Raw genomic sequence first — 13,950 nt, forward strand, 5'->3', positions numbered from 1 at the left:
AGCTCGGAGCGCCCTTCCTTGTTCTCCCGCGAAGGCGGGAGTCCAAACTGGGTCCCCGCCTTCGCGGGGAAACAAGCTTTCATGTTGGAGGGCGCGGAAAGCTCGCCGCGCCCCTCTCCTCAGGCGTTCAAAACGCCGCCGTCAGCGACACCAGCACCTTGCCGCCAGCAATCGAGCCGGTGCCGTCCTGGCCACGGCTGAAGCTCGGCTGGAGATACGCCGACTCGCGCTTCGAGATGTCGGTGTCGACATACGCCACGCCCAGCGTCAGCGGGGTCGTCGGGATCACGTAGTCCGCACCGAACAGCCAGTCCCAATACTCGCCGGTCGGCGACACGCTGGTCGCGAACGGCCCGAGGCCCTTGTTGCCGTTCGAATGGCCGACATGCGCCTTCACGGTCAGCCCGGTGTTGGGGATCCCGCTGCTGATATCGCCCCAGAGGTACAGATTGTCGTCCTTGGCGTTGACGCGGTCGTACACCCCGTTCGCAGCCGACGTGCCGTTGACATACCAAGGCCCGAGCGCCTGCTGCTTGGGCGCATAGGCGACGCCCGCGAGCAACGCGACCGGGCCGACGGTGCCCGACAGCTTGGCATAGGGCTCGATGAAGTCAGTGTTGTCGAAGCCGCCCGGATACATGTACCAGGTCGCGCCGACGTCGATCGCGCCGCCGCCACCGATCGGCGTCTTGTAGCCGGCGATCAGGTCGAGCTCCATGTTGGAACCGCCGAACGTGCCCCAGCCTGCGAGATTCGACCCCCAGGTGCCGATATACACGCCGCTCTTGTGCGCGATCGTGATGCCGCCCTGGACGGCGAGATTCTCGTCCGATTGCGACACGCCGCGAAAGCGATAGTCGTTGGTGAGGCCGACCGAGCCGGAGACGGTGACCTCCTTGGGAGGCGCCGTAGCCGCATCCTGTGCGAACGCTGGCGTAGCGACGGCAGCCAAAGCAATGCCGCCGAGAAGAAGTGTGGTGAAGCGCATCGTTTCCCTTTCGATACCGGAAGTCGATGTCCGCCCTGCATCCGTGGACGCCGCATCTTTCGGGGCCGAACCCCAGTGCGGTCTTTCCAACGGTGACACCGCGATGACAGCCCATGGTGCGCCGCACAAGCGAATCTTGCGTACAATCGGGCTTTGACAGCACGCATGTTGCGCAACCGCCACAGTGCCGCCGGACAGTTGAAGCGGTTATTTTGCGTGCCTCAGCGCACCACGATGTTGATCGAACGCCGTTTTTCCCAGCCTTCGCGCTCCAGTTCCGGCGCAATCGCCTCGATTTCGGGATATCCGACGCAAAGATAGGCCACGAGGTGCCAGGTCTCGGGCACGTCGAGAATCGTACGGATGTGCGAGGGGTCGAGAATCGAGACCCAGCCGAGGCCGACCCCTTGAGCGCGGGCGGCCAGCCACAGCGTATGGACCGCGATAACCGCGGAATAGGCGACGGCTTCGGGCATGGTCCGGCGGCCGAGACCGTGGCCTTGATCCGGATCGGGTTCGACGAACACCGCGACATGGCACGGCGCCCGTTCGAGCCCGGCAAGCTTCAGCCGCGCGTAGCTAGCGGCCCTCGCCCCCCTCCTCCGTCGTCAACGCCGCCGCATTGCACGCCTCGAAATCCGCGCGGACCGCGGCGCGGCGGGCGGGGTCGTCGACGGTGACGAACCGCCACGGCTGGCTGAGCCCGACCGACGGCGAGGCGTTGGCGATCTCCAGCAACCGGTCGAGCAACCCGGCCGGCAGCGGGTCGCATCGAAAATGCCGGACATCGCGGCGCCAGCGGAACAGCGTTTCCAGTTCGGCTTGAAACGCTGGCGCGAAGATCGGTGCTTCGGTAGTCGCCCCCGCGCGCGCGCCTTGGCCGGAAATCGCCTAGGTCCGCGCGGCAGAGAAGGCCGCGAGCCCGGCTTCGAGATCGGCGATCAGGTCGGCCGGGTCTTCGAGGCCGATCTGGAGGCGGACCATCGGGCCTGCGGCGTCGCGCTTCGTGACGCTGCGGTAGCGCTGCGGGTCGGCGGGGATGGCGAGGCTTTCGAAACCGCCCCAGCTATAGCCGATGCCGAATAATTGCAGCGTGTCGATCAAGGCGGCGCGCGATGTCTCGTCACCGCCGTTCAGGACAAACGAGAAGAGGCCGCTGGAGCCCTTGAAGTCGCGGACGAACAGGTCGTGGCCGGGGCAATCGGGGAGCGCAGGGTGGAGCACCTGCGCGACTTCGGGCCGCGACTGCAGCCATTTGGCGATGGTCAGCGCGCTCGACTGATGCTGCGCGAGGCGGACCGCCATCGTGCGCAGGCCGCGGCTACCAAGCCAGCAATCGTCGGGGCTGGCGACCTGGCCGAGCTGAAAACTCGTCTCGCGCAGTTTCTTGAAATGACCGGGCGCCGCGGTGACCGAGCCGAGCATGACGTCCGAATGGCCGACGACGTATTTCGTGCCAGCGAGGATCGTCAGGTCGACGCCGCGCTCGATCGCCGGGAAGAACAGCGGGGTGGCCCAGGTGTTGTCGAGCAGGGTGGTCACCCCCCTCGCCTTCGCGGCGGCGACGATCGCGGGGACGTCCTGGACCTCGAAGCTCAGCGATCCAGGGCTCTCCATGAAGATGGCGCGCGTCTTGTCGCCGATCAGGTCGGCGATGCCCGCGCCGATCATCGGGTCGTAATAGCGCGTGGTAATCCCGAACCGCTTGAGCAGCCCGCCCGCCATCCCGCGCGTCGGATCGTAGGCGCTATCGACCAGCAGCAGTTCGTCGCCGGGCGAGAGCACCGACAGCAGAGCCGCCGCGATCGCCGCGACGCCCGAGCAATAGAGGAACGTCCCCTCCGCGCCGGGCTCGAGCGAAGTCAGCGCGTCGGCGAGGCTCCACTGCGTCGGCGTTCCCTTGCGCCCGTAGAACAGCCGGTGATGCGTATCGCGCGTTGCGCTTTCGCGGAGGTGGCCGACCGAATCGTAGAGGATCGTCGAGGCGCGCCAGACCGGCGGGCTGACGATACCTTGAGTCCATTCCGGGCGACGACCTGCGAGGACGACCTTGGTCGCGTCGCCGACCGGCTTGTTCGTGTCGCTCATGCCGTGCCTGTCGCCTTTGGTGTCTCGGGATCGCCACCCCATTCGGACCAGCTGCCATCGTACAGCGCCGCGTCGCTACCGAGCAGGTGCGCGCCGAACGCGAGCACCGACGCAGTGATGCCCGAGCCGCAGGTCATCACGATCGGCTTCGCAAGGTCGATGCCAGCGTGCTCGAACTCCGCCTTCAACGCGTCGCCGGTCTTCCACGTCCCGTCCGCGTTGAACACCGCGCCCTGCGGCAGGTTCTTCGAGCCCGGAATATGGCCCGGTGCCGTGCCCGGCCGCGGGTCTTCCTCGGCACCGGTGAAGCGTGTCGCCGAGCGCGCGTCGAGCACCTGTTCCGCCCCGCTTGCGACGTTCGCCTTCATCTGGTCGAGATCGCGCACGCCCTTCAGGTCCGCCCAGGTCGTGAAGTGACGATGCCGCGGCGTCTCTTTCCCCGTCGCGATCTCGCGCCCCCTCGGCCTGCCATTTGGCAAGCCCGCCATCGAGGATCGCGACGTTATGCGCGCCGAACAGCCGCAGCAACCACCACGCGCGCGCCGCCGTATGCCAGGGCGAGCTGTCGTACAGCACGATCCGACTGCCATCGCCGAGCCCCAGCGTCTGCATCCGGCTCGCGAACTTTTCCGCCGACGGCAGCGTGTTGGGGAGGTCACTGTCGGTATCGCGCAATTCGCTGAGGTTCATAAACACCGCGCCGGGGATATGCGCCGCCTCATACTCCGCTGCCGCATCGCGGCCCTCGGCATAGGTCGCGTCGACGATCCGCAGATCGCTCGCGCCCAGTTCGTTCGCCAGCCATTCGGTGCTTACCAACGCGTCCATATGCCGCTCCTTGTGCTCGATCGGTCAGTAGCCAGCCGGGCCGCTCGCGTCGAGGGGAGGCGAGGAACCCCGCGGCCTGCGCACGCGTCGCCTCGCGGTCCGCCTCGGACTGTTTCGCCCAGTTGCGATACGGCATCGCCAGCCGGTTGTTGCGCCCCAGCTTGTCCTCGTGCCGCGCGAGGAAATCCCAATACAGCGCGTTGAACGGGCACGCATCGGGCCCGATCCGCTGCTTCACGTTGTACCGGCACGTCCCGCAATAATCGGACATCCGGTCGATATACGCGCCCGACGAGATATACGGCTTCGACCCCAACAAGCCGCCATCGCCGAACTGGCTCATCCCCAGCGTATTAGGCAACTCGACCCACTCGTAGGCGTCGACATACACCTCAAGATACCAGAGGTGCACCTTGGCCGGGTCCGCGCCGATCAGCAGCGCGAAATTGCCCGTCACCATCAACCGCTGGATATGGTGCGCGTGCGCGGTCTCCAGCGTCTGGCCGATCGCCTCGCGCAGGCAGTGCATGTCGGTCTCGCCGGTCCAGTACCAGCCGGGCAGCTCGCGGTGGTGGTCGAGGAAGTTGCGCTCGACATAGTCCGGTCCCTCGCGCCAGTAGATCCCGCGCATATATTCGCGCCAGCCGATGATCTGACGGATATAGCCCTCGACCGCGTTGAGCGGCGCACGACCGGCACGATATTCCGCCTCCGCGCGCCGGCACAAATCGAGCGGATCGAGCAGCCCCGAATTGATGTACGGCGACAGGATCGAGTGCCACAGATGCCGCTCGCCGGTGAGCATCGCATCCTCGTAGTCACCGAACTGCGCGAGCGCGTGCTTGAAGAAATTCGCCGCCTGCCGCTCCGCATCCTTGGCGGTCACGGCGTATTCGAACCCGTCGAGGCTCCCCCGGATGATCCGCGAACCGCTCCGCCACCAGCGCCAGCACACCTTGCGTGATCGCGTCCGGCTTGAACACCAGCGGACGCGGCATCAGCAGGTCGTTCTTCGCGGGCTTCCGGTTCTCCTTGTCGAAGTTCCAGCGATCACCCTCGGGCTTGCCGGCGGTCATCAACAGACCGGTGCGCGTCCGCATCTGGCGATAGAACCACTCCATCGTCAGCGACTTCCGCTCCGCCGCCCAGGTCTCGAAATCGGCATGGCTGGCGAGGAAGCGGTCGTCGCTGCGGATCTCGACGGGAATGCCGAACAGCGTCTCCCAGCTTTCGAGCATCGCCATCACGCGCCACTCGCCGCCCTCGGTGACGACGATCCGTTCGGGGTCATGCCGCTCGACCGCGCGCGCGATCTCGCCGGTGAAGCTGCCCGCATTGTCGGGGTCGTCGAGCTGCGTGTATTCGACTGACCATCCAGCCTCGCGCAGCGCCTCCGCGTGGTGCCGCATCGCCGACAGGATATACGCGATCTTGCGCTTGTGGTGACGGACGTAGGTCGTCTCCTCGTCGACCTCCATCATCAGCACGATCGTTGTCGCCGGGTCGCAGTCCCGCAACGAAGCGAGGTCGATCGTGAGCTGGTCGCCGAGGATCGGTACGAGTGTGGTTTTCTTGCGCGTCATCGCATCCTACATGGCGGCACATGACCGCTCCCCAGAACCCATTGCATCTCGGCCGGAACAGCGCCCCTCCCCGCCTCTCCAGAAGAGGCCGTGCTCGATTATGTTCCGAACCCGCGGCCGGGCCGGACGTATCTGGTGCGGTTCGCGGCGCCCGAGTTCACGTCGCTGTGCCCCGTCACCGGCCAGCCCGACTTCGCGCACCTCGTGATCGACTACGTCCCCGGCGAGACGATCGTCGAATCCAAGTCGCTGAAACTCTTCCTGAGCAGCTTCCGCAACCATGCCGGGTTCCACGAGGATTGCACCGTCGGCATCGGCGAGCGCCTGTTCGACGAGATGAAACCGGTGTGGCTGCGCATCGGCGGTTACTGGTATCCGCGCGGCGGAATCCCGATCGACGTGTTCTGGCAATCGAGTGCACCGCCGCAAGATCTGTGGCTGCCGGACCAGGGAGTCGCCTCCTATCGCGGTCGCGGATGAGGCACGCGTAAAACCGGTTTGATCTGGGTTGATAGTATTCCCGTGCTGCACTGCAGTATGTGATGAAACTTTATGCTACCTGAACCGTTCAAATGGATGCGCGACCGGGTTCTCCCAGAAGTGCGCGCTCAAACGAGGGACAGGGTATGGTGAAACCGGCGGACGGTGGGAATATCGCGCGACTGGCGCTGATCGGTAATTTCCTGCCGAGACAGTGTGGCATCGCCACCTTCACGACCGACGTTTTCACGGCCATGCGCGCGCGCTTCCCCGAGATCGCCGTCGACGTCTATGCGATGGACGATCATCCCGGCAAATACGACTATCCGGCCGAAGTCACCGGCACGATCCCCGAGCCCGAACTGTCGGCATACATCGACACCGCGCGGAAGATCGAGGCCAGCGGCGCACAGGCGATTTGGCTTCAGCACGAGTACGGCATCTTCGGTGGCCCGGCAGGCGAGCACATCCTCGCACTGCTCGATCGCACCACTCTGCCGGTCATCGTCACGCTGCACACGATCCTCGAAAAGCCCAACGCCGATGAGCGTCGCGTGCTCGAAGGCCTGCTGCGTCGCGCCGCCCGCGTGATCGTGATGGCCGAGCGTGGCCGCGACATTCTCCAGCGCGTCTACGGCGCCAATTCGCGCCAGATCGTCATGATCCCGCACGGCGTGCCCGATCGCGACCTGCTCGATCCGGCCGTGCTGAAGGACAAGTTCGGCTGGGAAGGCCGCAAGGTCATGCTGACGTTCGGCCTGCTCGCTCCCAACAAGGGGATCGAAACGGTCATCAACGCGCTCCCCGCGGTAATCGCGAAGCATCCCGACCTGTTGTACGTCGTGCTCGGCGCGACCCACCCGAACCTCGTCGCGTACGAGGGCGAGAAGTACCGCGACAAGCTGAAGGCGCTCACCGCCGAGAAGGGCGTCGCCGACAACGTCTCGTTCGTCGATGCCTTCCTCGAGCATGGCGAACTGCTCGATTATCTCCAGGCGTCGGACGTCTATGTGACTCCGTACACAAACCCCGCGCAGATCACGTCGGGCACGCTCAGCTACGCGATCGGCGTCGGCAAGCCCGTCATCTCGACGCCGTACGTGCACGCGACCGAGATCCTCGCGGATGGTCACGGTGTGCTCGTGCCCTTCGGCGATGTCGATGCGTTCGCGCGCGAGATCGATGCGCTGATGTCGAACGACCGCGATCGCAACCGTCTGGCCGAGCGTGCCTATGCGCGCGGCCGCACGATGATCTGGCCGAAGCTCGCCGAAGCGATGATGACGGAGATCCGTGCGATCGTGGCGGCGCGCCCTTTTCGCCTCGCCAAGGTGCCAGCCCCGCTAAAGCAGCTGACGCCTGATTTTGCCGCGGTCGAGCGGATGAGCGATTCGACCGGCATGCTCCAGCATTCAATCTATTCGATCCCCGATCGGCGCCACGGCTACTGCATCGACGATAACTGCCGCGCGCTGATGTTGATGAGCGCGATGCCGGGTCTCGACGACGTGACGCGCGACAAGTGGATGACGATCTACGCGTCGTTCGTGCAATACGCTTGGAACCCGGACACGCGCCGCTTCCGCAACTTCATGAACTTCGATCGCACCTGGTGCGAGGATTCGGGCTCGGAAGATTCGAACGGCCGCACGCTCTGGTCGCTCGGCGTCACTGCGCGCGATGCGCAGGCTGCCAAGCACCGCGACTGGGCGACCGCGATGTTCGATTCGACTGCGTCCATGGCGCTCGAACTCGGCTCCTTGCGTGCCCAGGCGTTCGCGATGCTCGGCGCGGCGGCGATGCTGGAGGCCAAGCCCGGTCATCAGCTGTCGCTGTCGATCCTCGAAGCGTTCCCCAAGGTCCATCTCGACCTGCTCGCCAAGGCACGTCGTCCGGAATGGCAGTGGTTCGAGATCGTCCTTGCCTACGACAATACGCGCCTCCCGCAGGCGCTGATCCGCGCAGGCCAGGCGCTCGGGCGTCAGGACCTGATCGACTGCGGCCTCGCCACGCTCGACTGGATCGTCGCCAAGCAGACCTCGCCGGAGGGTCGTTTCCGTGCGGTCGGGTCGGAGAGCTTCAACCGGCCCTATGCCGAGCCGTTGCAGTTCGACCAGCAGCCGCTGGAGGCGCAGGCCACCGTCGATGCGTGCGCCGCGGCGTATGACGCGACCGGCGACGTGCGCTGGCGTGACGAGGCGTTGCGCGCCTACGGCTGGTTCCTCGGCGTCAACGACCTCGACCTGCCGCTGGCGAGCGTCGCGGATGGCGGTTGCTATGACGGCCTGATGCCCAACGGGCTCAACCGAAACCAGGGTGCCGAGTCGATTTTGGCGCTCCAACTCGCAAGTTGTGCGATTTCAGGGGTATCAAAGGCAGCGCAAAGCGTGGCAGGAGCGGCGCGCGTCGTCGCCTAGCCACGCTAGAGACAGCCTGACAGGCGACGGTGCGCTGAGTGGAACGACGCGGGGCACTGCTACGATGGATCTGTTCAACCACCAGCTGCGGCTGCACGCGGACCCTTCGCGTGTCGTCGTGCGGCCGTTCCATATCGCCTGGGGCGGTCATGGCGGCGCACCGAGCCGCACCGAGCGGCTCGTCGGCGAAGTCCTGGAAATGTCGCCCGCACAGGCGCGCGCGCAGCTCGAGGTCGTGCTGAAGGATTTCGAGGCACGCCACTGGCAGACGCGGCGCGTGTTCATGACGCGCTACGACCAGATCGAGGACATGCTCGGGCTCAACGGCGCGGAGATCGGCGACGAGAAACGCCAGCTGATCGGCGCGTATTTCTGCCACGAATACAGCTATGCCGCCGCCGCGCTGATGAACCCCAGCGCGGTGCCGCATTTCGACCAGTCTGGCATGCCGCCGGGCTCGATGCGCATTCTCATGTCGTTGCGTGCGGTCGGCGAGGGTCACATCTCCTCAGTGGCGTTCCGCGAGGGCATCATCACCTGCGAAAACCAGATGAAGCTCGCGCCCGAGCCCCCGTTTGCGACTGCGACCGATGCGGTCGGCAGCGGCGAGGACGAGATGCCGATCGGCCCCGTCACCGTCTATCGCCACCGCGACAGCACGCTGAGCGGCACGGTGATCTTCCCGATCACGCAGGCGCAGTCGAAGGGCCTTGAGGATCTGCGCATCGTCCGCTTCCAGCACGAGGACGGCGACTATGAGTGGATCGGCACCTACACCGCGTACAACGGCTCGGTGATCCAGTCCGAACTGATGCGCACGCGCGATTTCCGCGCGTTCGACCTCGTGCCGATGACCGGCCCCGCCGCGCGCAACAAGGGCATGGCGCTGTTCCCGCGGAAGGTGAACGGCCAGTACATGATGATCGGTCGGCAGGACGGCGAGAATTTGTTCCTGCTAAAGTCGGACACGCTGACCGACTGGGACGACGGCGAGAAGATCCTGACGCCCGAATATCCGTGGGAGCTGGTGCAGATCGGCAATTGCGGCCCGCCGATCGAACTCGACGAGGGCTGGCTGCTGCTGACCCACGGCGTCGGCGCGATGCGCAAATACTCGATCGGCGCGGTGCTGCTCGACAAGGACGATCCGTCGAAGGTGATCGGCCGAACGAGCCAGCCGATTTTGGCGGCGAAGGATCAGGACCGCGAGGGGTATGTGCCCAACGTCGTCTATAGCTGCGGTGCGTTGAAGCATGGGGATACGATCTTCATGCCGTACGGGATCGCCGACAGCTCGGTCGGCTTCGCCTTCGTGCCGATCAAGGACATGCTCGCTGCGATGAAGTGAGCGAGGGCGTGGCTCAAATGGAGCGGGCGCTCACCCGTCCTCCGTTGCGCCCGTCCTCCGTTCCGTCTCCTCTTCCGTCCCCCTCTTCGTTCCCCCCTCTTCCGTTCGTCCTGAGTAGCCATCGAGTAGCTGCTCTTGCAGCGTATCGAGAGGGCGTATCGAAGGACAGGTTGGCGCGCGGAACGCATGCTTCGATACGCGCCCTCGATACGCTTCTTCGAAGCTACTCGGTCGCTACTCGGCACGAACGGGAGGGGGTCTGGTTATCCCGCGAAGGCGGGACCCCGGTCTGGATCCCCGCCTTTGCGGGGAAACACGCTCACTTACCCCCTCTCCCCTATGGGGAGAGGGAAGGGCCCCGCCCGGCACTTGCCGGGTGGGAAGGGGTGAGGGCACGTGCCTAGCGCGAAGCCGCCATAGTCCGCCGGTACATCACCCACGTCAGCACGGCGAACAACAGCGTCCCGCCAACCAGCGCCACGCTCGCGAACCCATCACCAACCAGCGCCAACGGCGTCTCCTTGTTGGTCAAATACACGATCCCCGCAAAGCCAACGCCCCACAACGACTCTCCGACGATCATTCCGGTAGCGGTCAGCACCCCCATCCGTTTCGCAAGCTCAGGATCCCGAGCCCGATCCGCCCAGCGATCATACGCAAACCCCACGACCGCCCCGATCGTGACCGGCAACGTAACCGACATCGGCAGATACACGCCGAGCCCAACGCCCAGCGGCGGCAACCGCAACTTCCCCGCCTTGCCGAGCAACTCGTCGACCGCGATCACGGCCACACCGGTAAGCGCCCCATACCCGATCATAGCCCAGTTGAGGTTCCCCCGAGCACGCCCTTCGCGAGCGCCGAGATCAACGCCGCTTGAGGCGCCGCCAGCGCATTCGGCCCCGCCCCCGGCGCACCCGCAAACCCCAGCGTGCTCCCGAGCAAGTTCAGCACCGGCGGCACGACGATCGACCCGAACACCACGCCGATCAGCAACGCCACCTGCTGCTTCCACGGCGTCGCGCCGACCAGCTGACCCGTCTTCAGATCCTGCAGATTGTCATTCGAGATCGTCGCGATTCCGAACACGATACCCGTGACTATCAGCCCGTAGGCGACCAACGCCTGCGTCGTCCCCGGCTCGACCGCGCGGCCAAACCACGACACCAGCAGGATCGACGCCGCCAGGATGGCCAAGATACCGATCCCCGACACCGGCGAGTTCGATGCACCGATCAGCCCCGCCATGTACCCGCAGACCGCCGCGATCACGAGGCCGATGACGAGGATGAACACCAGGCTGCCCGCGATCAGCCCGATCGCCGACGCCTCCAGCGGACCACCCTGAAGCACGGTCCACAGCAGGACACCGATCGGCACCAGCATCGCCAGCGAACCGATCCCGACGATCCCGATCGGAATGTCGCGCTCTTCGAGGGCCAGCACTTCGCCGCCCCGCTTCGCCGCCGACGCCGCGAGCGCCGAGCGGACACCGCCAACCACCGGCCCGGCGATCTTGAGCAACGTCCAGATCGCCGCGACACCGATCACGCCAGCGCCGAAGAAGCGGACGTCCGAGCGGAACACGGTGTTGGCGATCACCTCCGCGGTCCCAGTGACGCTGCCGCCTGAGGTCAGGATCGGCAGCAATATCCACCAGCCGATCACCACACCCGCGAACATCGCCATGCCGACCGAGATGCCGACCAGATGCCCCGCGCCGAGCAACGCGAACGACAGCCCGCCCGAGATCCCCGTCGCGCCCGCACCGACGCGAAACCACGTCGCGGCCTCCGCGGCGGCGAGCTTGGTCTGCGTCAGGATCGCGAACCCGGCCGAGACGACCGCGTTGGCGACGATGATGCCGAGCCCGCGCGCGCTTTCCTCGCCGCCTTCGCGACTGCCCGCGCCGACCTTCAGAACCTCGGCGGCCGCGCGGCCCCTCCGGGTACGGCAGCACGGTGTCGACAACGAGCGCACGGCGCAGCGGCACCGAGAACAGCACGCCGAGCACGCCGCCGAACATCGTGATCGCCGCGGTCGTGAAGAACGGAAAGCCCTGCCACCAGCCGATCATCACCAGGCCTGGCAACACGAAGATGATTGCCGCCAGCGTGCCCGCGGCGGACGCGATCGTCTGGACGATGTTGTTCTCGAGGATCGTCGAATCCTTGAACAGCCGCAGCACCGCCATCGAGATCACCGCCGCCGGGATCGACGTCGCGAACGTCAGCCCGATCTTGAGCCCGAGATAGACGTTGGCCGCGGTGAACAGCAGCGTGATGATCCCGCCGAGCACGATCCCGCGAAACGTAAGCTCGCGCATGCTGGTCTCGGGGCCCGTCTCGGTTACGCCCCGCGTCGCGTCGGTCATCTGATGTGTCCTGAAAATTCAGGTACCCGAATGCCGCGTAAGCTGTTGTAGCGCAACTACCGCCGCCCCTCCGTCATGCCGGGCTCGTTCCGGCATCCACCGTTCCGCAAGATTGAGAGACGTGAGTTCGCGGAACCGTGGACCCCGGAACAAGTCCGGGGTGACGAAGGGCTGAGGAATCCATTCGTGTATCAGAACAGGGAGGAAGGGACCGACCCGTCCTCGGAAGCGAACCCTACCGCGTTGCCATCCGCCGCGCGAAATGCACCTCGACCGCCCGCGTGACGCTCTCCGCGATCCGGTGCCGCCCTTCTTCGCTGTCGAGGAACGCCGCGTCCTGCGGGTTCGAGATATACCCCGTCTCGAACAAAATCGACGGCATGTCCGGCGCCTTCAGGACCATCAACGACGCCATCCGGTGGAAGTTCGCCTTCAACGGCATCAACGGCTTGGCCTCGCGCCCCAGCAACCGCGCAAACGTTGCCGACGCGTTCATCGTCTCGCGCTGCGTCAAGTCGATCAGGATCGACGACACGTCCGCCGGCGCCTCGCCGAGGTTCACGCCGGAGATCACGTCCGCCTTGTTCTCGCGCGCCGCCAGCCGTGCCGCCTCCTTGTCCGACGCCACCTCGGACAGCGTGTACGCAGTCGCGCCGGTAGCGTTCTCCGATCCCGTGCTGTCACAGTGGATCGAGATGAACAGATCACCCTTCAATCGCCGAGCAACCCCGTACCGCTCGCGCAAGATCAGGTAGCGGTCGTCGTTACGCGTCAGCGCCACGCGGACGCGCCCCGATGCGAGCAACTCGTCGCGGATCGCCTTGGCGACCTTCAGCGTCACGTCCTTCTCGCGCAGTCCGTTCGGCCCGATCGCGCCGGGATCGACACCGCCATGCCCCGCATCGATCACCACCAGCGGCCGCGTATCGTCGCCCTGCACGCGCGGCAGTTTCATGCCTCGCGCCTTGGGCGGCACCGGCACCGACACCCTGTACTTCGGCCGCGAAGCCGCCCCGAAATTGAACGGGAAGAAGTTCAGCGGCCCGGCGATCCCGGCTTCCGCGAACTGGTCGTAATCGACCGTGCGCAACGCCAGCGTCAGCTCGCGTCCGTCGGAGTCGAACCCGCCGTCGGTGACGATCGCCGGCTCGGCCAGATCGAACACCATCCGCATGCCCGACCGCCCGCTGCGCATCTGCGTGACGCCGGTCACCAACCCGCGCGCGGCGACCTCGCGCCCCGGCGTAGCGCCCGACACGTCGACCGCGATCTGGCGCGGGCCGGTCAGCACGCGGCTGGCGGCATCGCCGACCGCCTCGTCGAAGCGGATGACGATCCGCCCGTCCCGGATCGCGACGCTCTGCACGGTCGCTGCCCACGCGGGAACGCTCGCCAGCCAGCCGGCGATGAGGGCGATGACCGTCAACACCTCGCGTCTTTGCCGTGCGGCCCTGCCGCCGGTCCAGCGAAAACCCATGCTACACCCCTTTGATCGATACATCCGATCTCTGCGAGCGAGCGATAGCGCTTCGCATCACAAGACGCGGTTGCGCAGTGCGGTTAATTTGCCGTTTGCCACGTATTGGCCGGCAAGGCTCTGCCGCCCCGGCAAGTCTGCGTCCCCCCGCCCCTAATTCGAGCCGAAACGCCCGCGAAAGCGACGGTTCCGGGGCTAGTTGCGAGATCGGGTATGCAGTGCTAGTCCTGTCGTACAGCCGTGTGTCGCCTGGATTTTACCAGCGACGCGCCGGTCTCGACGCCCGCCAGCGGATTCTCGCCGGCGCGGCAATTCAGGTTGACGCTCGAATGACGCATTCCCCCCCGCCCCGCACTCCGACCGGCCT

General features: G+C 65.9%; 7 protein-coding genes and 4 pseudogenes. 3 read left to right on the forward strand and 8 right to left on the reverse strand.

The annotated features are described in order from the left end of the window. Nucleotides 1-127: 127 nt before the first annotated feature. The 6 genes and pseudogenes from NHF48_RS11615 to NHF48_RS11635 all read right to left on the reverse strand — a co-directional run bounded on the left by NHF48_RS11615 (nucleotide 128) and on the right by NHF48_RS11635 (nucleotide 5,487). The gene (locus NHF48_RS11615; protein ID WP_253071204.1) at nucleotides 128-988 is read right to left on the reverse strand and encodes a TorF family putative porin; all 861 of its coding nucleotides are present in this window, start codon (nucleotides 986-988) and stop codon (nucleotides 128-130) included. A 221-nt stretch (nucleotides 989-1,209) separates the two neighbouring features. Further along, nucleotides 1,210-1,557: a 5,6-dimethylbenzimidazole synthase gene (gene bluB, locus NHF48_RS25030; RefSeq protein ID WP_342454744.1), complete on the reverse strand. Its 348-nt coding sequence runs from the start codon at nucleotides 1,555-1,557 to the stop codon at nucleotides 1,210-1,212. Between the two features lie 10 nt (nucleotides 1,558-1,567). Then, on the reverse strand, nucleotides 1,568-1,738 hold the full coding sequence (locus NHF48_RS25035; RefSeq protein WP_342454635.1) for a nitroreductase family protein: 171 nt from the start codon (nucleotides 1,736-1,738) through the stop codon (nucleotides 1,568-1,570). Nucleotides 1,739-1,879: 141 nt separating this feature from the next. Further along, the gene (gene metC / locus NHF48_RS11625) at nucleotides 1,880-3,076 is read right to left on the reverse strand and encodes a cystathionine beta-lyase (RefSeq protein WP_253071205.1); all 1,197 of its coding nucleotides are present in this window, start codon (nucleotides 3,074-3,076) and stop codon (nucleotides 1,880-1,882) included. Further along, nucleotides 3,073-3,904: pseudogene (locus NHF48_RS11630) on the reverse strand (sulfurtransferase). Before NHF48_RS11630 ends, metC begins: the two are co-directional and overlap by 4 nt. Nucleotides 3,905-3,928: 24 nt before the next feature. Beyond that, nucleotides 3,929-5,487, reverse strand: a pseudogene (locus NHF48_RS11635) (cryptochrome/photolyase family protein). Nucleotides 5,488-5,507: 20 nt separating this feature from the next. On the opposite strand from NHF48_RS11635, the pseudogene queF reads away from it, so the two are divergent. The 3 genes and pseudogenes from queF (at nucleotide 5,508) to NHF48_RS11650 (ending at nucleotide 9,732) form a co-directional block, all read left to right on the forward strand. After that, nucleotides 5,508-5,967, forward strand: a pseudogene (gene queF / locus NHF48_RS11640) (preQ(1) synthase). 146 nt (nucleotides 5,968-6,113) lie between these two features. Beyond that, nucleotides 6,114-8,384: a glycosyltransferase family 4 protein gene (locus tag NHF48_RS11645; RefSeq protein WP_253071207.1), complete on the forward strand. Its 2,271-nt coding sequence runs from the start codon at nucleotides 6,114-6,116 to the stop codon at nucleotides 8,382-8,384. A gap of 64 nt (nucleotides 8,385-8,448) precedes the next feature. Further along, the gene (locus NHF48_RS11650; RefSeq protein ID WP_056051630.1) at nucleotides 8,449-9,732 is read left to right on the forward strand and encodes a glycoside hydrolase family 130 protein; all 1,284 of its coding nucleotides are present in this window, start codon (nucleotides 8,449-8,451) and stop codon (nucleotides 9,730-9,732) included. A 400-nt stretch (nucleotides 9,733-10,132) separates the two neighbouring features. Here the strand turns inward: NHF48_RS11650 and NHF48_RS11655 are convergent. Both NHF48_RS11655 and NHF48_RS11660 read right to left on the reverse strand, forming a co-directional pair. Beyond that, a pseudogene (locus NHF48_RS11655) lies at nucleotides 10,133-12,106 on the reverse strand (OPT family oligopeptide transporter). A gap of 235 nt (nucleotides 12,107-12,341) precedes the next feature. Next, complete coding sequence (locus NHF48_RS11660) at nucleotides 12,342-13,583, reverse strand: N-acetylmuramoyl-L-alanine amidase (protein WP_253071208.1); 1,242 nt, start codon at nucleotides 13,581-13,583, stop codon at nucleotides 12,342-12,344. Nucleotides 13,584-13,950: the final 367 nt, after the last annotated feature.

It is taken from the genome of Sphingomonas sp. H160509, assembly GCF_024124765.2.
In the GTDB taxonomy this organism is placed as follows: Bacteria; Pseudomonadota; Alphaproteobacteria; order Sphingomonadales; family Sphingomonadaceae; genus Sphingomonas.

Excerpts from the sequence above, each read along its gene's own strand:
- NHF48_RS11615 (WP_253071204.1), bottom strand. The coding sequence starts at position 988 with ATGCGCTTCACCACACTTCTTCTCGGCGGCATTGCTTTGGCTGCCGTC.
- metC (WP_253071205.1), bottom strand. The coding sequence starts at position 3,076 with ATGAGCGACACGAACAAGCCGGTCGGCGACGCGACCAAGGTCGTCCTC.
- NHF48_RS11645 (WP_253071207.1), top strand. The coding sequence starts at position 6,114 with ATGGTGAAACCGGCGGACGGTGGGAATATCGCGCGACTGGCGCTGATC.
- NHF48_RS11650 (WP_056051630.1), top strand. The coding sequence starts at position 8,449 with ATGGATCTGTTCAACCACCAGCTGCGGCTGCACGCGGACCCTTCGCGT.
- NHF48_RS11660 (WP_253071208.1), bottom strand. The coding sequence starts at position 13,583 with ATGGGTTTTCGCTGGACCGGCGGCAGGGCCGCACGGCAAAGACGCGAG.